Origin of the sequence: Flavobacterium granuli, from assembly GCF_031456055.1 — a bacterium.
In the GTDB taxonomy this organism is placed as follows: Bacteria; Bacteroidota; Bacteroidia; order Flavobacteriales; family Flavobacteriaceae; genus Flavobacterium; species Flavobacterium granuli_A.
The window spans coordinates 177,373-199,336 of sequence record NZ_JAVDTX010000005.1; the positions used below are offsets into that span (position 1 = coordinate 177,373).

Here is a 21,964-nt window from a genome sequence, read left to right on the forward strand (position 1 = left end):
TCAATTTTGAATTGATTAATAATTACGTACTTTTACCTTAATCACTTTTGATATTTCTCATTCCAACACAGCACTTAAATGTCCCTTGTAACTTACGAAATTCCGAATCTCGATGACCCGAAAAACGAATATGATAAGCCCCAGCCTCTGTCTGGCAAATCATTTCCATATAATGATCTGGGTGACAGAAGGTTCGAAGAGCTCCTCTATAGCATATACAGGCCAAAACTAAACAGTACAGACTTTTCATTTGATAATATAAGTCTCATGTCTGGTGTCAGAGACAAAGGCAGAGACTGCTCTTTGACGAAAGACGGAATAAACACAGGGCTCATACAATGTAAAAAATACGCTTCCCCGTTAAAGAAACACCAGTTCGCAGAGGAAATAACCAAATATATTCTTTACAGCCTCATAGAAAAGGAACTATTGCCTGATGCTGATAACTTCTGCTATTATATTGCTGTATCATCTGGATTTTCCTTGGAATGCAGTAATTTTATAGATGATTTTAACCGTCTGGCCCCCATTGATACCGATCTTCATAAATGGGTTGCCAAAAACATTAAAAATCCTACCATTGCAAGCCTGGGAATACAAAATGTAAATCCACTGGTTAGTGAAATTTTCTCAAGAATAAAGGTTCAAAAAATAATCCCGCAAGATCTGGACATTATGCTTTCGCAGCCTCAGGACGTGAGTTTAATCAGCTTATTTTTTAATGTACTTACAGTTGTAGATAATGCTGAATTAATAAAATTACAAAAGCAACTAAGTACTGTTTTAGATCCTGAATTGGATCTTGAAAGGATTAAAAACGAACTCCAAAAAGGATCATCAAGTTTGAAAATCGAAAAAAATGAATTTGATGATATTCCTGATTCTCACATAGAACGTATAGAAACCCAGTTACTTTATGATTGGATCTCACAACCGGCACAAACAGACAACTCGGATCGACAGCAAAACATATGCCTTCTTGCAGGAAATGCAGGACAAGGAAAAACGGTCATTCTTAAAGATCTTTATGACAAATTAACTATACAAGGAGTTCCGGTGCTTGGATTGAAAGCCGATAAGCTCCAATCCTTAAATCTGCAAGACTTGCAGCATAAAATTGGACTTTTCTTACCAGTAGTAGAGTTTGTTGATATCTGTAAAGAAAAATATGAAAAGGTAGTAATTCTTATCGACCAGATTGATGCGTTGTCACAATCTATGTCTGCTGACCGACATTTTCTCGATGTATTTAAATCCCTTATTGAAAAGTTTACATATGATCCCAATGTAAGGATTATTATATCGTTACGAATATTTGACCTTCATTACGACACTTCATTAAGGGTCTATAAAAATTTAAAAACAGTTACTGTAACTCCTCTTGAAGAAGAAGATGTTCTGGATCAACTCGAAAAATTAGGCATTCAAAAAAAACAGGTAAATGCAAAACTTCTTTTATTACTAAGAACTCCAAATCATCTTAATATCTTCTCGAGAATTGCTAAGTCCACAAAAAACATTCTATCTGTTAATTCGCTCCAAGATTTATATAATGAACTTTGGCGAATCAAAATTACAGGTATTGCACATAAACATCCTGCTGATCACAAAAATGTAAAAAAGCTTTTATACAAGATAGCAGAAAGAATGTTCGAATTTCAGAGAATTTCTATTATTGAAACACACTTTGACAAGTATGCAAAAGAGCTGAGTTACCTTGAAAGTGAACGATTAATAAAAAGGGAAGAAAACCATATTCAATTTTTTCATCAGACTTTCTATGACTTTACTTTCTCAAAAAGGTTTGTGGAAAAAAAACAAAAACTAGTCGATTATATTAAAAGCCAGGAACAGTCCATCCTTATAAGATCTGCTGCAAAAATGATCTTTCACTATCTTAGGGAATACAATCCTACTTTGTATCATGCGACATTAATTGAGCTCTTTTCCGATAATGAAATAATGCATCATATTCGGCACATGATTTTCTGCTGGCTCACCATTATTGAAAATCCATCAGACCAGGAAGCTGAACTTGTGGTAAATATCTCTTTGGGAAATATTGATTTTAATATTCTTTTTTTAGAGCATGCCAAATCAGACCAGTGGCTGAAAATTGCGCTGGAATCAAATCTTTTAGATTTTATTATAAATGAAAATGGACAAAATAAAACCATAGAACATCATAAAAAATCTAGTACTTCAGATCGCGATCATTATCATTACCAAAGAAGATGCTGTGAATACTTTCTTGCCTCATATACCAGAAAAGACAATTCTATAGTCTGGGAATTCCTCGAAGGATTAAAAGATGAAAAAATTCTAGCCGAAGTAATTTATCACATTGAAAAGTGGAATAATCCGGCCGCTTTCAGAATACTGGACCGCTGCACTTCTTTCAATGACATGAAGTCCTGGAAATACCTGCAGGTACTTCAGAGCATTGCCGCTTTTGATCCTCTGTACTGTTTGGAAAAAATGGAACAGTACCTTTTATCTACTGATTATCTTGATAATGATGATATTGATTTTCAGGTACAATCCATCTTAAAAACACTATCAATTGAGATACCTGAGAAAATGGTTCCATTACTGCAAAAAGCTGTATTAAATTATTTGACAGATTCTGGTGAAGAAACTAACCATTACAGCATGGTGTCACTGCAAAATGTTGATTTGGATGACCAAGATACGCTACGGGGAATAGAATTATATTACAGGATATTGGCTGTCTGTCTTAGAAACTGTAATGAAGAAAAATCTTCAGTCCTTTTGGATTTTATACAAACACACAGGTATTCAACCAGTGATCCCCTGCTTAGACTAATTATATATGCCTTAAAATCAAAAGAAAAAGAGTATAAAGACACAATCTTCAATTTGTTCCAACATTTTAGTGACCATTTATTATTTATTACTTCAAGTGATCTTGGCCTGGAGTACAGAGAAATTTTTGAAGTGGCATTTCCTCATTTTGACTCAAGGAAAAAGGAAAAAGTTTTTTCCATAATAAAAGCAATAAAACTTAAAAATGAAGTTATGTTTTTTAATAAAGAAAAGTTAAAATATAAATTGCCCTACTTAGGGACATGTCAGCAACTTTTACTTCAGAGGATTCAAAAGAAAGAAATTTTCAAAGACCCAATAATGTACCGCAACTACACGGCACTTATGCGCAAATTTGGAAATATCGAGGAAGAACATCATTCAAGAAACATATTATCCTCAGGATCAGTTCCTCCCATATCCAAAGAAAATTTTGATAAAATGACTAGTGATCATTGGATAAGTTCCTTTAAAAAATACGCAAACCCCAGAGACAGGTCCAACTTTGAGTCAGCAAAAGGTGGAATTTACGAACATTCAAGGGCATTTCAGGAATTTTGTAAAACTGAACCTTATCAATTAAAGCTATCTGTTATTCAAACAGCATTATATGATTCGGAAATCGACAAAATTTATCCTATTCTGGGACTTTATTCACTTGCCGAATCATCTTGCGATCCGACAGATATATTAACTGTTTTTAGGCAAATTATAACAGAAATTGAAAATGAAATTCATAGAGAATATATCATTAAGATTGCAGCGACTCTTATAAAAAAAGGCTCCTACGATCAAAACACCCTTCAGTTACTCATCAACGGAGCTTTAGATTTTAACTCTGTAAAGAAATATTATATAGATACAAATAAAGGTACTGGCATCGAAGGCATTCTGACCAAAGGAATAAACAGCATATCTGGCACAGCAGTTTCAGCGTTGATCCATACAGGAATTCCTGAATTGGAAAATACTATATTTGAAACTCTGGAAAAAATACTTCAGACTGGCCCCCTAGAAGTCCGAGGATTCGTCCTTTACCATTTTGCTTTCCTTAATAATCTTAATAAAGATCGTGCCTTTAAATTATTTGTCAAAACATTATTAAGTGAAAATGATATTCATGTACTAGCCTCATCTATTTGGTCACTGCAATTTATGACAGGTATCAATTTTGAAAAATTAAAACCCGTATTTACTAAACTCATACAAATCACTGAACTTGGCGATCTTGATTCACAATGGCTTTTCTCAATATTATATTTTTCATATTTATTCGACCGTCAGGATGCTGAAGTATTATTGCACGAATTACTAAAATTTAATCCATACAGCCGAGCTTTTGCTGTTAATCAAATTTCTAAACATTATTATTACAATCAAAATTCACAGCTAAAATCACAGTCTTTACTCATGCAGGTACTTGATTATGTACTTGAGACAGACAAAATCAATATTAACTACCATTATATGGATCTTATAAAACTTCGTGATATATATCCATTTTTAGAGTCATACGTTGAAAAAGATAATTTTGAACTATCTGATGGATTAGTCCTATATCTTACAATGCAGTGCAGTAGTTTTCCTTTCCAAAGCACCAAACTTTTTAACAGGGCTCTGCAAAAAAAAGAAAGTAAGATCAATAATCTAAAAATATTCCGACGAAGTGATGATGTAATAAAGTTTATTGCAGTAGCATTTACCGTCATCAAAGGAAATGATTCTAAAAGTAAGCAAATGCGCCACGTGTTATTAGAATCGTTTAACTTAATGCTTAAAGATTACAAATACAGAAATATATCAGAAAAAATACTTGAGGAATTTTAGTAAGGCATCAAATAATTTTTACAGCACCTTTTAATAGAAATTATTTAAAGTAATATATAAACAGAAAACAATATTGGGCTCATGACATACTAAATTAATACAAAAGCTTCGACTTTTACAATATCTATAATATTCATATCATAACAAATCGTTATCCTTTAAAAACTTGCCAATAAAAAAGCGACACATACCTGCATAAACAGCTTTCGCATCTGCATATTCCATTAACCTTTGGAATTCTTTTTCGAAGATATCCTGCTGACCGTTATCAGTACTGTCTCTATTAAGTCTTCCAAGCTCACGTGATACGCATTCCATTTGTCCAAAAAGTCGGAGCATCTGGATTTTTCGCTCTTTCACCAGATAAGGTCGCTGCAGCACATAAACTTGCATAGAAGTTCTGCCTTTAGGAGTTAGTGGAATTATTACTGCTTCCGTATTTTCGTATTCGAAATGCTCCCTTGGATCATCCGTGCAGGGATCAATCAGAAGTCTGGCTTCTTCTTCATCCTCTAATACTGAGTGAGGATTCTGAAGACGAAGCTCTTCTGGATCCAAAGGAAATTGGTCCAGCTTACCGTAGCCATTCTCTTGGGTGTCGCCATAAAGTATATGTCTTCTTCTCTGATTGCAATGCTGGCATGCAAGAAAAAGATTTTCCCAACTATTGGCTAACCAGTAATACCCTGGAGTCGCAGGAATTTTTTCTTTGACACGACCTTTAGGTCTGAAATGCTCAACATCACCATCATATACTGCTCCGTAAGAACTTTCGCAGTAAGCGCATTTTACAAATATTTCCTTTAATGCGTCTTTTACCCTGACATCATTGTACAGCTTGAATTCAAATGATCCCTCAGCACCACTGCGATAGTGTTCAATAGCCCTGTCGGTTTCCTGACACCACCTGCCGGCCGGATCTTTCAAAAATTCCGGAGCTGGGGTTCTTTCTATTTTAATCATAAAATATCTTTGTAATTATCTTGTATTAGTCCCTTTACATAATCTACTGTTTCTTTTTTAAGGGTCTCCTGAACTTTGAATCCGTCTTCTCTTATTTTTTGGGCAATAGTAGTATCAATGGCTTCGAAGAGTACCTGTTCTCTGAGCGTATTTCCCAGAAGTTCCTTTGCCTGTAATTCGCCTTTGAGGCCTTCAATTTTTAACTTCTCATCATCATTTAAAGAATCCTTTCCTCTGCTTAAAAGCTCATAATACTCTTCAAAATTTTTTTCCACGTCGCTGTCCATGACATCTATGAGTCCAAATAAATCTGAAGTCAGCAATTGTTCTATACTCATAGCGCTATGATCAGGAAGAAGTTCCTTACCCAGGCATCTAACTTCATGTATTTTATCTCTGACCATTACAGCCACCTCACCATGAGAAAGTCCCCGCAAGCATAAGGGTTCATGTGTAGTTACAATAAACTGCAGCTCAGGAAATGCATTTCTGAGAGCTCCAACAATTTTAGCACGCCATCTGGGATGCAGATGATTCCCTATCTCATCGATGAAGACTATACCATTAGTATTATGATATCCTGCAAGATCACCAGAGAGGGTCTGCATAATATCCGAAACTAGGGCGACTACCGTCTTATAGCCATCACTGGTATCTTCAAGTTCATTATCTATATTACAGTGACTTATATTAATTCGTCCACCAGTTCTATGAAGTCTATCATCACCACGCAAGGCAAGTACATCATAAAAAGCTGGCACAACCCTGTTTGTGAATTCATCATCATTAAGACTGCTAAGCCAAATATTTGGGTCTTCTAGTGAAATAGTGTAATCAAACAAATTTCTTACGTTTGTAAAGGGTTCCTTGTCAGGGTCAGGTACAATAAGCTTTTTAGGAAGCAGTCTTGTTGAACCATAAGACATGATATAAGTTAAAGGGTCAGAAATACTGGTTTTAAATCCTGTTTTATCAAAACTGAGCTCAACCGGAATCTCACTTTCATAACTATGTACAGTAACGCTTCCATTATCTTCTCCTCTTTTTAAAAAATCCATAACCTCAAGATCAAGCTTTATCAACTGTTTTTCACCACACAATGCCAAAGTTAGTGCCTGTAATATTGAACTCTTTCCGATACCATTATCTCCCAGTATTAAGAGCCAGGATTCCCTATGCTGCTCTTCAGTTGTGTTATTGGTGGGCAGTATATTGATTTCAAGTTTTTTTATCGATTTAAAATTTACAATCTTAAAAGATTTTATGGAAAATCTTTTAAATTCCCTAAATGTTTCGCTGATCGCTGACAGATTTTCATCGCTGACAGCTTTTTGCTGTCCAAATCTGGGTACAGTAAATGAGATATTTTTTGTATTATTCTTTAAACGTTCCCAATTAAAAATATTTTTTTCATACCATTTTGAGAATACTGCCTTTTGAACAGCAGAATATTCTAATTCGGTTCCTGATAATAGTTTGTTTATATGAAAAATAAGAGATTCGGCCACTGAATAATCAATAGCCTTTTTTTCAAGGGTTCTGAGCTTCAAACGAAGATCAATTGCACACTCTTTTCTTTCATATATTAATGGTTGACGGTTTAAACCCAGAACCTCTATGGTTACCTGTCCTTTAGGAGTGAGAGCAGAAACAAGCCCGTCTTCACTAAAAGACAGATGCTCTTCAGGATTTTCTAAACAAGGATCAATCAGCAATGGTTTTTCATTTAATAATTCCATCCCTTTGGTTCCAACTGGTGCTCTCAAAATTTCATCTTCCAAAGGAAAAAAATCTCTTTTATACTTCAAATTGCAGGTACTGCAACTCAGCATCATGTTGTCCCATTCATAATAAAGCCACCAGTAATGTGTTGACGCGTACTTTTTTTGATCAAGGCCCCTGGCTCCGCTTCTGGGGCGAAACGGATCCATCGTCCCTTCATCGGAAACGCCAAGCTTTGTTTCACAGTACATACATTTCCGATGAAAATTTTCCATTAGATATGCTTTAATCCGTGGAATAAAACTAACATTAAATCTCAGTCGCTGTTGTCTTTCACTATCATTAAAATCTTTCTCAAGTTTATTTATGGCATCCATAAACTGTGGGCTCTCAAAAAAACTTGGAACCGGTCCCCTCTCTAGCTTTATCATTTATTAAACGTTTTTCTTAAGGAATAATTCCGGGTTAATTCGTGCAATCTGATCAAAATCTTCTTCAGTCAAATTTTTAAGTATTCCTGCCAACATATCTTTTTCAGAGCGGTGATTTCGAACAACATAAAAATCAGTTCCAAAAAGTACTTTTTTTCTAAGACCTTCATTGAGTAATGTTTGTTTTAAAAGAGGTTGTATTTCCTGACTATGAATGATGTAACTCAAATCTGCATATACATTCTCATACTGAAGCATCATACTACTTATAATTGAATACCAGTCCGCATGTTTCCACAATTGCTCTATCTTACCTATTGAAGGTGCTCCATCTATTGTCTTATTGAAAATTATACCTGCCGAAGGATGTTTTGCCAGTTGATTATTGTGATCATAACGGTCTGATTCCAAGTATTTCAACCATTCATCGTCTCCTCCGTAATGCCCGAAGCATAATTTCAAATGAGAAAGGTCATATTTAATAGTATTTGATTCTTTATCATAACCGAAAACTTCTCTAATACGATCATCTTTAGCGTTAATTACCAGTGCCTTTAATAACTCACAATCCAAAAGACATAGGTAATTTAGTGGATGAGTAAAGTTATTGATGAAGTCACTGTTTTTTATCTCAGGCAGCAGCATACTTTTATAGATGCCTTCACCAAAAGATTCTACAAACAAAGGATGATAATCCCAGTCCTTTTTCTTTGACCCGCGATAAAAGATAGTTCCACGTATGCAATGGGTTAAAATAGGCAGACCAGCATCTGCGGCATATTTCCACAATGGCAGTAGTGTTTCATCAAATGGATAGTAACCTAAAGCTGGATAAATCTTAAAACCACTGAAACCTTTTTGCTCAATATATTCTTTTATAAAACATTCCTTAAGTACTATTTTGTCATGATTTACTTCGAAATCAAAATGACTGATACCTTCCTCCCTCATACGTCTTGGTTCCGCAAATACAAATGGAAAAGCTGTATCTTTATTATTCTCTTTTATCTCAGCGAGCTGTTCCATCTGATCTGCATAACGCTTCCCACTCTTAAGACTTCCGGCTTCCATATATTCCATATCCATAGGAAGTAGCACAAAACCAGTGCCTTGCGGGTATTGTCCTTTAAGTCTGCCAAAAATATTAAACTGATTATCATACAGAGCAAATCGTACAAGGTTTAGATATCTTTTGGCCAGTTTCTTGCTTTCACTGCCCATGAATACTCCAAGAAAAGACCATATTTTTGAAAACAGAAAAAATAAAAAATTTCTTCCAGGCTTATAAAAAACTATCAGACACACTACAACAAAAGTTTTGCCTAAAAAAGAATCCGGAATTATCAGCAGCCCCTCTAAATCTTTATAAAGACTATCAACACAATTTTTGCTTGGGTTTCTAGCACTTTCGAAGGAATTGAAAATAATAAAAAACACATCTATTGTCAGCCATAAACCTACAATGGTGCGCAGTGTTGATAGAATAGTGTTGCGTATTATAAAAATTTTTGCTTTATATAAATTGGCACTACATTTTTTATATAATGGTTTAAACTGCAGCCTGTAGGGGCCATTATACCAAAACCTGAATAACTTGACTAAGGGTGTAAGAGGTAAAAAGTAATAGAAAGGCCATGGAAGAAAAGTTTTAGCCAAATACGACGGAACATGATCGCCTGTAAAAACATGAGCGTGACAATTAATGATCTTGCTTTTCTCCATAGTATTTACTTTTAAAATTACATAAGGTCTTATTTTCTATTCAAAATAAAACTTTAAGATATCATCAAATTTTTATCTTTTTTTTGACACTCTGCAAATTACAATTTAAAGTGACCACCTAATTCCATAGTAAAATAAACACTTTCATATTTTATTAAATGCTACTCTTTTTCATTTGCTAATTAGTATTCAAATATAATTAAAATATTACCCTTTCTTTATAGCTCTTTTCTTTTTCATAGATTCTCCATGGAATTGGGTCGGCGAGATTGATGGATAGGTATATCCAGAATTAATTTCTATATGTAAGTGTCTACAATTTCGAAGGTAATAAGAAGTTAGAACCATAACTTTTATAAAAGTAAACGACTTAAGTGGGATCCATAAAAATATAAAAATGTATAACAAAATTTTATAACTTTGCTTCAACCACTGGATTAATGTGTTCTTAAAAAAGATGTTATTACAGTTTAACAAAATTCTGCATTCCAATTGAAAAAATGAATAAGGTTTGTTTGTTTTATTTTGCGATATTTTGTTCAGATTTGTACCTCATTTGTACCTCTAAATCTGTTAAGCCCAGTAAACATGGGACTACTATTTTCTGCATCGGGAAGTAATTCATTAAAAACATCATAAAAGGCGTTAATTACATTATGAATTAACGCCTTTTATCATATAATTTAATTAAAACATTTCACCTCTTAATTATAGTATCCCTAATTACTTAACAATAATAAATTCGCTTCTTCTGTTGGCTTGATGTTCAGCTTCCGAACATTTTGCGCCATCTGAACATTTATTCAATAACTGAGATTCACCATAACCTTTGGCTGTCAAACGGGTTTTATCAATTCCATTTTTTACTAGCCATGCCATAGTCGATTTGGCTCTTCTATCAGACAGTTTTCTATTATATTCTGCAGTGTTTCTGCTATCAGTATGAGACCGAATATCCACTTTTATATTTGGATTTTGTTGCATAACATCCAAAATTTTAGCCAACTCTATGGCAGCATCGGGGCGAATATTGGACTTATTCAAATCAAATAAGATCGTTTTCAATTCTAAAACTATTGCTAAATCGTCACCAAGTTTCAATTCTTTAATGGCTTTGTCTAACATCAACGGAACGAATGTTGTTCCGGATTCATTAGCGATAACCACTGGTACTTCAATTGTGCTGTAAGCTACTTTATCTGCTCTGATGTAATATTTGGCATTGCACTCAATTGGTCCAAAATCAAACTCCCCTTTGTTATCTGCCATAACTACTTTTAGCATTTTGTACTCACTGTCAAACAAAGTCACTTTTGATCCATCCAATGCTATTCCCGTTGTTTTATCCGTTACTTTACCAGCTAAAAATTGTTCGCAGGGATATTGGATTTTTTTAAGCTCTTTAAACTTATAGATATCATCATTCCCCACTCCTCCATCTCTATTGGATGTGAAATAGCCCAGCTTTGTGACCGTGTTAATCAAGAAACCAAAATCATCTTTTGAACTATTCAATGTTTCGCCCACATTCAATACTTTTTTATACCATTTTGCATTTTCTACTTTATAAACAAATACATCCAGTCCCCCCAATCCCGGATGTCCATCTGAAGAAAAATAAAGTTCATTATCTTCTGTAACAAATGGAAATGTTTCTCTTCCCTCAGTATTAATAATATCGCCTAAGTTCTCTGGAGTTCCAAAAGTCCCATCTAAATTAATGGCAACTTTATAAATATCAGATTGTCCTAATGTTCCAGGCATATCAGATGCAAAATATAAATATTTCTCATCAGGACTTAGAGCAGGATGGGCTACGCTGTAATTATCACTATTAAAAGGCAATTCGGTTATATTTTCCCAAGCTCCTTTTTTCAATGTTGCTCGATATATTTTCAAATTTATTGTTCCGTTTTTATCTTTTCCTTTTTTTTCCAAATAATTGTTTCTGGTAAAATAAACGGTTTCTCCATCTCTGGTAAAAACAGCCGTTGACTCATTGTATTTGGAGTTAATGTTTCCAGAAACACGTTCGGCTGCAGAAAGTGCTCCATTATCACTTTTAGTGGCTATATATAGATTTGTGAAACCTTCGCCTGTCCAGGAATCCTTTTTCTCATATACTTTTCCACTGGGTCTGCCTGAAGTAAAAACGATCTTATCTCCAAAAAAAGAACTTCCAAAATCAGAATTTTCAGTATTGATTCCAGCGTCTTCAATAGCATATCTCCCAGAATTTTTCTTGATTATGGCCAAATAGTCTTTTTGTTCAACTGCCAATTTTGCTCTCCTATCATTAATATTCATTTGGCTAAATTTTGCCATCATTTTATCCGCGGTATCGTATTCTTTAATCGCCTTTAAAGATTGTGCATAACGATAATAATATTCTGGTGTTAAATCAGGTGCCAATGAATATAATTCACCGTACCATTTGGCTGCATTTTGTAAATCTGCTTTGAAATAATAGGAATTCCCTAATTTTTCGAGCATTTCTGGAGATTTGTATCCTTTCTCAAATAATCTTTCATAAGTATTTATGGCATCAACATAAGCAAATTGACCGTACTCTTTATCTCCTTTGGCTAAACTTGACTTTTGCGAATATACATTCATCACACCAATGATAAACACTATAAAATAGGTAGTTATTTTTTTCATAATTGTCTCGTTTTTTAGAAAAATCTTGGTGATACAACTCTCTCCTGTTTTTTGAACAACTCAAAACGCAAAAATATTTCGTGCGAACCCGAATTATAATTGGCCAATTTGGTAGTTTCTAAATCATAACCATACCCAATGTATAGGCCTTGATTGATTTGAAAACCGGCCAAAAAGCTCATGGCAGCATCCCATCTCCAAGCCGCACCCAAAACAAATTTTTCATTGAATAAAAAATTTGCAGATAAATCAACCTGCAATGGAGCCCCTTGGGTTGTCTTACACATAAAGGCTGGTTTAAATTGAATACTGGAACTTAAATCAAAAACATATCCTCCTATTAAATAGGTATGCATACGCTCTAAGGAAGTAGCAGTTGCATTATCGTTATAACTATCGGTTTCCAAGAAATTAGGAACAGATAATCCTAAATAAAGTTTATCTGAATAAAAATAGATTCCCGCACCTATATTGGGTGAAAATTCATTATCAACATTATTTTGAAATCTAGGGTCATTCAAATCATATCGATTTAGTTTTGAATAATCAACATTCAATAAATTAGCAGTTCCTTTCAATCCTACTGACAATTTATAATCACTAGAAGTTTGAATGGTATAAGATACATCGGCAGAAATTGAAGACTCATCTGATGCCCCAATTCTATCATTTACAAAAGACAAACCAATGCCTACATTTGAATTTTGGATTGGAGTATTTACGGAAAGCGTATTAGTTACCGGGGCTCCATCAAGTCCCACCCACTGGGTTCTATGCAAACCAAAAATGCTCGTTACTCCACGGCTACCTGCGTATGCCGGATTGATGTTAATTGTATTATACATGTAGTTTGTATATTGTGCGTCTTGTTGTGCATATATCGATATATTCACTAACAATAAAATAATTACTAGGTTTTTCATATGTAGGTATTTATTGTTTTTTTTATCTGAAGAAATAATAATGATGACTCGAAAATTTTCAAATTAATCTCTGCTTAAATTCAGATAACCCGATTTTTCAATTCCGTTACCACTAAAATCTTCGTACTTTACAATATAAAAATACGTCCCGCTTGGTAACCCTTCAGATTTATTGACCGTTACCCTTCCTTCAGAAATACCGTTAAAAATTACGGTATCATTATTATACCCGTCGGCCTCATATACCTTAACTCCCCAACGATTAAAGATTTGCGCTGTGTTTTTTGGGTAACATTCTATACCTCGAATACGGAAGAAATCATTTAAACCATCACCATCAGGAGATACTGCATTAAAAACTTCCAGACTACAACCCTCAATACCCAAAACTGTGGGTTCATCCTGTAAAATACTATCATCATCTGACATATCGACAACTTCTGTTCCAGATGGAGTTATTCCTTTCACTATAGCTTGATTGCTTACAGTTCCCCTAATAATATCTTGCTGAGTTAAATGATAAATACCATGAAACGATGTACCATCAGTTGCTCCTGCGGCTAAGTTTATTGGACCACCTGTAATCACAATTCCTGGTAAAGCATCAGTAACTATAACATTTGTAAGTGGTAAATTACCAGTATTCATAACCGTGAAAGTATAACTTATTGTTTCTCCAATTACTGCATACCCATCTCCATTATTATCATCAAATACTGCTTTTTTTACAATTGCGATTGAGGATACTTGAGGGATAGCTGTAATTGTACAAGTCAAGCAATTAGAATTTGTTGGACATAAAACACATGGAGTAGGATCTTCAGATAAAGCTGTAACTGTTGCGTTTGCAGAAGAAATTGCTGATGCTAAAGCTGAATTATAAACATATCCTAATGCTATATCCGCATCGGTAATTGGATACACAGCTGTGAAAGTGATACCATCGGAGGCACCTGCGGCCAAAGCACTCAAAACTCCTCTAACTGCTGGAACATTATCATCCTTTATTTTAATATCTCCCAAAACACCATTACCTGTGTTCGTTATCGTAAACGTATAATTTACAACATCTCCTATATTCGCTATACCATCGTTATTTTTGTCTTCATAAACACCCTCTTTCATGATTTTAATACTAATCTGTGAATTCAGTGTAGTTACTGTTGGGATGTCGTCAGTAATTGTAGTTCCCGAAATATCAGTCACTGTTCCGTTTGTTGGGGTAGTTCCCGTTACCGTAGCACTGTTGGTTACTGTACCCGTATTCAAATCGGATTCTTTGATTGTATAAGTTGCAGTCGCAGTTCCAATTCCGTTTGGCGCCAATATACTTGGGCTTACCACCAGATTCACACTATTAGTCAAAGCATCATTGACAACGATATTACTCAAGGTGGTATTCCCTGTGTTTGTCACCGTGAAAGTATAGGTGATTAAATCTCCTTGCTTTCCAATTCCACTCACTATTCCAGTTTTCACAACTGCAATACTTGGGCTTTGAGTCAGTATCGTTACTGTATCGTTGTCGTTCGTAATTGTTGTCCCTGATGTATCAGTCACCGTTCCATTCGTTGGAGTTATTGCTGTTACGGTGGCACTATTGGTCACAAACCCTTTGTCAATATCTGATTGCGAAATTGTATAGGTTACTGTTGCAGTTCCTATTTCATTTGGTGACAATGAACTTGGGCTTATCGCCAAATTCACGCTATTAGTCAAAGCATCATTGATGACAATATCCTTTAATGTGGTATTTCCTGTGTTGGTCACCGTGAAACCATAAGTGATTACATCACCTACTGCAACCGTTCCTCCTACTACACCTACTTTTACCAAAGCAACACTCGAACTTGGAGTAAGCACAGTTTCCGTAGGGTCATCAGTAGTAATTGTTGTTCCTGATGTATCAGTCACAGTTCCGTTCGTTGGAGTTGTTGCTGATACCGTGGCACTATTGGTCACAAACCCTTTGTCAATATCTGATTGCGAAATTGTATAGGTTACTGTTGCAGTTCCTATTTCATTTGGTGACAATGAACTTGGGTTTATCGCCAAATTCACGCTATTAGTCAAAGCATCATTTATGATGATATTACTTAAAGTCGTATTTCCTGTGTTGGTCACCGTGAAACCATAAGTGATTACATCACCTACTGCAACCGTTCCTCCTACTACACCTACTTTTACCAAAGCAACACTCGAACTTGGAGTAAGCACAGTTTCTGTAGGGTCATCAGTAGTAATTGTTGTTCCTGAAGTATCAGTCACTGTTCCGTTAGTTGGCGTAGTTCCAGTCACTGTAGCAGTATTTGTCACTTTTCCAGCATCAATATCTGATTGCTGAATTGTATAAGTTACAGTCGCAGTTTCTGTTGCATTTGGAGCTAATATGTTAGTTATCAACAAATCCACACTATTAGTTAAAGCATCATCGATTATAATATTGCTCAAAGTGGTATTTCCTGTATTAGTTATAGCGAAAGTATAAGTAATCAAATCACCCACCGCTCCTGTTCCGCCTACCGCTCCTGTTTTTACCAAAGCAATACTAGGTTTTTGAATCAAAATATTTACAGTGTCGTCATCGGTAGTAATCGTTGTACCTGAAATATCGGTAACTGTTCCGCCCGTTGGAGTTGTTCCCGTCGCAGTGGCACTATTGGTTACTTGCCCTGCATCCATATCCGATTGTTGAATAGTATAACTGGCTGTTGCCGTTCCTGTGGCATTTGGAGCCAATGTACTTGGACTTACTGCTAAATTCACACTGTTGGTTAAGGCATCATTTATAACAATATTGTTCAAAGTAGTATTTCCAGTATTCGTAACTGTAAAAGTGTAAGTAATCATATACCCTACTTCACCAGTTCCACCTATTACTCCCGTTTTCACCACAGCAATGCTTGGACTTGGGGTCAAAGTAGTAACTGTGGGGTCATCAGTAGTAATTGTTGTTCCTGAAGTATCAGTCACTGTTCCGTTCGTTGGTGTAGTTCCAGTCACTGTAGCGCTGTTGGTTACTTGCCCTGCATTTACATTAACTTGTTGGATTGTATAAGTTGCGGTTGCGGTTCCTACTGCATTTGGTGCCAGTGTATTTGGAGTTACAGTTAAATTCACACTATTGGTCAAAGCATCATTGATAATGACATTAGTTAAAGTGGTATTCCCTGTATTGGTTACAGTGAAAGTATAGGTAACCATATTTCCTACTGTCCCAGTTCCACCAACCGCTCCAGTTTTTACCAAAGCAATGCTTGGAGTTGAGGTCAAAGTAGTAACTGTGGGGTCATCAGTAGTAATTGTTGTTCCTGAAGTATCTGTCACTGTTCCGTTCGTTGGCGTAGTTCCAGTCACTGTAGCACTGTTTGTTACCTGCCCAGCATTCACATCAGCTTGCTGAATTGTATAAGTTACAGTCACAGTTTCTGTTGCATTTGGAGCTAATATATTAGTTATCAACAAATCCACACTATTAGTTAAAACATCATCGATTATAATATTGCTCAAAGTGGTATTTCCTGTATTAGTTATAGCGAAAGTATAAGTTATCAAATCACCCACCGCTCCTGTTCCGCCTACCGCTCCTGTTTTTACCAAAGCAATACTAGGTTTTTGAATCAAAATTTTTACAGTATCGTCATCGGTAGTAATAGTTGTACCTGAAATATCAGTAACTGTTCCGCCCGTTGGTGTAGTTCCCGTTACAGTGGCACTATTGGTTACTTGCCCTGCATCCATGTCCGATTGTTGAATAGTGTAACTGGCCGTTGCCGTTCCTGTGGCATTTGGAGCCAATGTGCTTGGACTTACTGCTAAATTCACGCTATTAGTCAAAGCATCATTGATAACAATATTATTTAAAGTCATATTTCCAGTATTCGTAACTGTAAAAGTGTAAGTAATCATATACCCTACTTCACCAGTTCCACCTATTACTCCCGTTTTCACCACAGCAATGCTTGGACTTGGAGTCAAAGTAGTAACAGTGGGGTCATCAGTAATAATTGTTGTTCCTGAAGTATCAGTCACTGTTCCGTTAGTTGGGGTTATGGCTGTTACGGTAGCAGTATTGGTCACTTTTCCAGCATCAATATCTGATTGGGTAATCGTATAAGTTGTAGTCGCAGTTCCTATTCCGTTTGGTACCAATATACTTGGAGTTACGACTAGATTCACGCTATTAGTCAAGGCATCATTTATGATGATATTATTCAATGTGGTATTTCCTGTGTTAGTCACCGTGAAACCATAAGTGATTACATCACCTACTGCAACCGTTCCTCCTACTACACCTACTTTTACCAAAGCAACACTCGAACTTGGAGCAAGCACAGTTTCTGTAGGGTCGTCAGTAGTAATTGTTGTTCCTGAAATGTCAGTTACAGTTCCGCCTAATGGTGTAGTTCCTGTTACGGTAGCAGTATTGGTCACTTTTCCAGCATCAATATCTGATTGCTGAATTGTATAAGTTACAGTCGTAGTTTCTGTTGCATTTGGAGCTAATGAGTTAGTTATCACTAAATCCACACTATTAGTTAAAGCATCATCGATTATAATATTGCTCAAAGTGGTATTTCCTGTATTAGTTATGGCGAAAGTATAAGTAATCAAATCACCCACCGCTCCTGTTCCGCCTACCGCTCCTGTTTTTACCAAAGCAATACTAGGTTTTTGAATCAAAATATTTACAGTGTCGTCATCGGTAGTAATCGTTGTACCTGAAATATCAGTAACTGTTCCGCCCGTTGGTGTAGTTCCCGTTACAGTAGCACTATTGGTTACTTGCCCTGCATCCATATCCGATTGTTGAATAGTATAACTGGCCGTTGCCGTTCCTGTGGCATTTGGAGCCAATGTACTTGGACTTACTGCTAAATTCACACTGTTGGTTAAGGCATCATTTATAACAATATTGTTCAAAGTAGTATTTCCAGTATTCGTAACTGTAAAAGTGTAAGTAATCATATACCCTACTTCACCAGTTCCACCTATTACTCCCGTTTTCACCACAGCAATGCTTGGACTTGGGGTCAAAGTAGTAACTGTGGGGTCATCAGTAGTAATTGTTGTTCCTGAAGTATCAGTCACTGTTCCGTTCGTTGGTGTAGTTCCAGTCACTGTAGCGCTGTTGGTTACTTGCCCTGCATTTACATTAACTTGTTGGATTGTATAAGTTGCAGTTGCGGTTCCTACTGCATTTGGTGCCAGTGTATTTGGAGTTACAGTTAAATTCACACTATTGGTCAAAGCATCATTGATAATGACATTAGTTAAAGTGGTATTCCCAGTGTTTGTTACAGTGAAAGTATAGGTAACCATATTTCCTACTGTCCCAGTTCCACCAACCGCTCCAGTTTTTACCAAAGCAATGCTTGGAGTTGAGGTCAAAGTAGTAACTGTGGGGTCATCAGTAGTAATTGTTGTTCCTGAAGTATCTGTCACTGTTCCGTTCGTTGGCGTAGTTCCTGTCACTGTTGCACTGTTTGTTACCTGTCCAGCATTCACATCAGCTTGCTGAATTGTATAAGTTGCGGTCGCAGTGCCAATTTCGTTTGGTGCCAATGTACTTGGAGTTACCGCTAAGTTTGTACTGCCAGTTAATGGGTCATTGATAATGATATTGGTCAAGGTAGTATTTCCTGTATTAGTAACTGTGAAAGTATAACTAACCAAATCGGTTACTGCTCCAGTGCCCCCTACAGCTCCAACTTTCACCAAGGCTATGCTTGGAGAAGAGACAAAAACTGTAACCGTAGCAGTATCACAATTTGAAGAATTTAATTTTTCGCAAATAGTATAATCTATTGTATAAGTCCCACCTGGAGTATTTGGAGCTACTAATACGCTGCCATCTGTATTTACAGTAAGTGGTCCGTTAGGTAAAGAAGTCAAGATAACATCTGATGGAACTACAGGAATACCATTTAAAGTATCATTGGCATAAACATTAATTCCTGTATTACCTCCAGTCGCTCCATAAATTGTTGTGCTATTACTGTCATTTGTTGCATCGATAACCGCTGACGTAACCAAAACCGTCACTGTCGCCGAATCACAAGTCAATGAATTCAATTTGTAGCAAATTTGGTAAGTAATTGAATAATTACCACTTGGAGTTCCTGGAGGAATATTTATAACTCCTGTCAAAGGATCTATAAAAGGTACAGATGCCCCAACTGCCATTGGTGTTGCTGGAGTAATTACTGACAAGTTAATTTCATTAACGGTGGCTGGATTTCCGTTTAAAGTATCATTAGCCAATACATTACCTGCATTAGTGTTGCCAACAGCACCAACAGTAGGAGAAAGAACATCATCAACAGCATCAATGACGGCACAATATAATGTCCCTCCACTTGTATTTGCTGTGTTAACAAATGCTCCATATACATTAATGTCATTTATTACACTTGCAAGTGCACCAACACTAATTCTGATTTCGTCAAAAGTTTGAGTGGACTTGAAACCTACATTATAGACACCAGAACCAGAACCAAAAGGTGTCAATAAAGATAGATTTAGTAACTGCGAAGCACTTTTTGACTCTCTTAATACTCCATCCAAATAAGTAGAAATTGTTAAAGAGCTGAATAGATCCAACTGAATTAAGCTATTTAAATCCTTTATGGTAAATCCGGCATAAGTACCTACAGGATATGTAGATAATTGATCCAAAACAGCTATAGAAGCTGGTGAAATCACGCCTGCTGTCACCAAAATTGTGGCAAAATCGGTAGTGCTTGCTGTTATAACATTATTTGTGTTATTCACAGCACAAGCTACACAGGCCAATCCATCAACACCTGTTTTACCACTATCAATGACTACAGGAAATGTTGGATTTGTCAACGCGTACGTTTTGTTACATTCTAAAGTTACCGGACATAATTTTTGAAAAACTGCATTATATACATTCACTACACCCAAACTTACCGTTGCTGTATTTGTTATAGTAATTCGAGCTTCATCAAAAGCTTTAGTTGATACAAAACCAATTGTATGTTTACTGCTTCCTACCAAAAGATTAGTGCCAACTGTAGCCAATGCAGAATTTCCAAATTTAATTTCCTGAAGTACTCCATTAAGATACGTTCTTATAGTAATAGCATCAAGGGCATTCACATTCAACAATGAAGGATTTTCAACCGTAAAACCAACAAAAGAACCTATCGGATAATCCGTTATCTGATCTTTTACCGAAATACTACCACTGTTTCCAACACTTGCTGTTAAATTGATTTGAGCAAAATTGGATGTGTTTTGGTCAATTAAATTCTCCGAATTATTTATAGAACAAAGTGCACAAACCAAACCGTCAATACCTGTATTTACACCATTAATATAAACCGGATAAGTTGGAGCAATCATTCCTGTTTGTGTGTTACAAACTAAATCAGGTCCAGCACAGAAATTTTCGAAAACAGCACTGTAAACTCTTGTTGAACCCAAATTCAATGCCACCGTTTGATTAATCGAAATTTGAACTTCATCAAAGGATTTTGTTGACACAAAACCTAGTTTATATCGACCTGAATTATTTAACAAAGTACCATTTACAACTAAATTATTTCCAAAAAACTGATCTTGTGGTGCACCATTTAAATAGGTTGTTATACGTACATTCCCCAAAGCGGAAACACTTAGCAAATTAGAATTTTCTATTTCAAAACCAGCATAAGTTCCTGATGGGTAATCTGTAAGTTGGTCTTTTACTGAAATACTTCCTGAACTTGCAATACCTGCAGTTAAAGATATTGTAGCATAATCCCCTGTATTGGAGCTAATCACATTTTCAGCATTATAAATATTCCCAACAGTAATTCCCGAAACGCCTGTGTGAGATGCTTCTAAACTAACAGGATATATTGGGAGATTCATTGCGGTTGCCGTATTACAGCTCAAAGCTGGACCTGTACAATAATTTCTTATTACTGGATAATAAACATTAACCATATTCAACAAACCAACTAAGCTTCCTACTGAAATTTCAATAGCATCAAAACTTTTTTTCGTATTGAAACCTACTACATAATTATTGCCAGAACCATTGAGTAATCCCACACCCAAAAGCGAAGAACCCGTAGATGTTTCTCTCAGGACACCATTCAGATAAGTTCTGATTATAATAGAACTCAACAAATTCACACTCAATAAACCACCAGTATCAATCCTATAACCCGCATAAGTACCAGCGAGATAATCTGTATCGTTATCTGTGACTCTATAATTTGCAGAACCAGCAACGCCAATAGTAACAGTAGCAGTTGCAAAATTATTTAAATCTGCATCAATAAGTCTAGATTCATTAAAAGCTGAGCAAAGTAAACACACACCACCAAGACTACTTGTTGCCGACAAATTCCCAAAAGTGGAGTTAATAAAAGGAAGTGGAGTTTCAGTATTGCATTGAGCCGAAATAGTCGTCGTAGCAAACACACAAAATATCATAGAAAACAATATTCTTTTGAACACTCCTTTAATCAATATTTCTAATACAGTAGATTGATCTAATTGATTAATCGAAAGGTTTGGGTATTTTTTTCTCATAAAATAAAGGATTAAACTTTTTAGACAAGACCTGATTCCTAACTCTTTTCATTTTAACAACAAATCGACATTAGGTCATAAAAAAAACATTTAACGAAATATTTATTACAGAAGTAATTTTTATAAATAACGTTGAATAGTGACTCAAAGAACTTATTAGCAAAGTAAATTTATTGTATTATAAAAGAGTAGCTGAAAAATTACTGCAAACAAAAACCGATAGCTGCATAGAATTAATACTAGAGGAAAATTAAATTAGTACTATATTTTTAAGAGAATTGATTAATATTACAAATACAGACCACCCTTACTTACTTGATCTTGAAATAGTAATACGCA

The 21,964-nt window shown here is 35.6% G+C and carries 7 protein-coding genes; 1 reads left to right on the top strand and 6 read right to left on the bottom strand.

Annotated features, from left to right (window positions below; genetic code table 11):
* Positions 1-78: 78 nt before the first annotated feature.
* Positions 79-4,653, top strand: coding sequence for an AAA family ATPase (locus tag J2W95_RS11750; protein ID WP_310007189.1), 4,575 nt, complete (start codon positions 79-81; stop codon positions 4,651-4,653).
* A 138-nt stretch (positions 4,654-4,791) separates the two neighbouring features.
* Here the strand turns inward: J2W95_RS11750 and J2W95_RS11755 are convergent, their stop codons facing one another.
* The 6 genes from J2W95_RS11755 to J2W95_RS11780 all read right to left on the bottom strand — a co-directional run bounded on the left by J2W95_RS11755 (position 4,792) and on the right by J2W95_RS11780 (position 21,625).
* Entirely contained in the window at positions 4,792-5,616 is an 825-nt protein-coding gene (locus J2W95_RS11755; protein WP_310007191.1) for an HNH endonuclease family protein, read from the bottom strand.
* Entirely contained in the window at positions 5,613-7,769 is a 2,157-nt protein-coding gene (locus J2W95_RS11760) for an AAA family ATPase (protein ID WP_310007193.1), read from the bottom strand. The genes J2W95_RS11755 and J2W95_RS11760 overlap by 4 nt, the downstream gene beginning before the upstream one ends.
* Positions 7,770-7,772: 3 nt before the next feature.
* Complete coding sequence (locus J2W95_RS11765) at positions 7,773-9,491, bottom strand: amidohydrolase family protein (RefSeq protein WP_310007195.1); 1,719 nt, start codon at positions 9,489-9,491, stop codon at positions 7,773-7,775.
* A gap of 723 nt (positions 9,492-10,214) precedes the next feature.
* Positions 10,215-12,152, bottom strand: a complete 1,938-nt coding sequence (locus J2W95_RS11770; RefSeq protein ID WP_310007197.1) for an OmpA family protein — start codon at positions 12,150-12,152, stop codon at positions 10,215-10,217.
* A gap of 14 nt (positions 12,153-12,166) precedes the next feature.
* The gene (locus tag J2W95_RS11775; protein WP_310007199.1) at positions 12,167-13,075 is read right to left on the bottom strand and encodes a PorP/SprF family type IX secretion system membrane protein; all 909 of its coding nucleotides are present in this window, start codon (positions 13,073-13,075) and stop codon (positions 12,167-12,169) included.
* Positions 13,076-13,138: 63 nt separating this feature from the next.
* Positions 13,139-21,625 (bottom strand): DUF7507 domain-containing protein, encoded by an 8,487-nt coding sequence (locus tag J2W95_RS11780; RefSeq protein WP_310007201.1) that lies wholly within the window; start codon positions 21,623-21,625, stop codon positions 13,139-13,141.
* Positions 21,626-21,964 lie beyond the last annotated feature (339 nt).

Coding starts and splice junctions, on each gene's coding strand:
- J2W95_RS11750 (WP_310007189.1), top strand. CDS start 79: ATGTCCCTTGTAACTTACGAAATTCCGAATCTCGATGACCCGAAAAAC.
- J2W95_RS11755 (WP_310007191.1), bottom strand. CDS start 5,616: ATGATTAAAATAGAAAGAACCCCAGCTCCGGAATTTTTGAAAGATCCG.
- J2W95_RS11760 (WP_310007193.1), bottom strand. CDS start 7,769: ATGATAAAGCTAGAGAGGGGACCGGTTCCAAGTTTTTTTGAGAGCCCA.
- J2W95_RS11765 (WP_310007195.1), bottom strand. CDS start 9,491: ATGGAGAAAAGCAAGATCATTAATTGTCACGCTCATGTTTTTACAGGC.
- J2W95_RS11770 (WP_310007197.1), bottom strand. CDS start 12,152: ATGAAAAAAATAACTACCTATTTTATAGTGTTTATCATTGGTGTGATG.
- J2W95_RS11775 (WP_310007199.1), bottom strand. CDS start 13,075: ATGAAAAACCTAGTAATTATTTTATTGTTAGTGAATATATCGATATAT.
- J2W95_RS11780 (WP_310007201.1), bottom strand. CDS start 21,625: ATGAGAAAAAAATACCCAAACCTTTCGATTAATCAATTAGATCAATCT.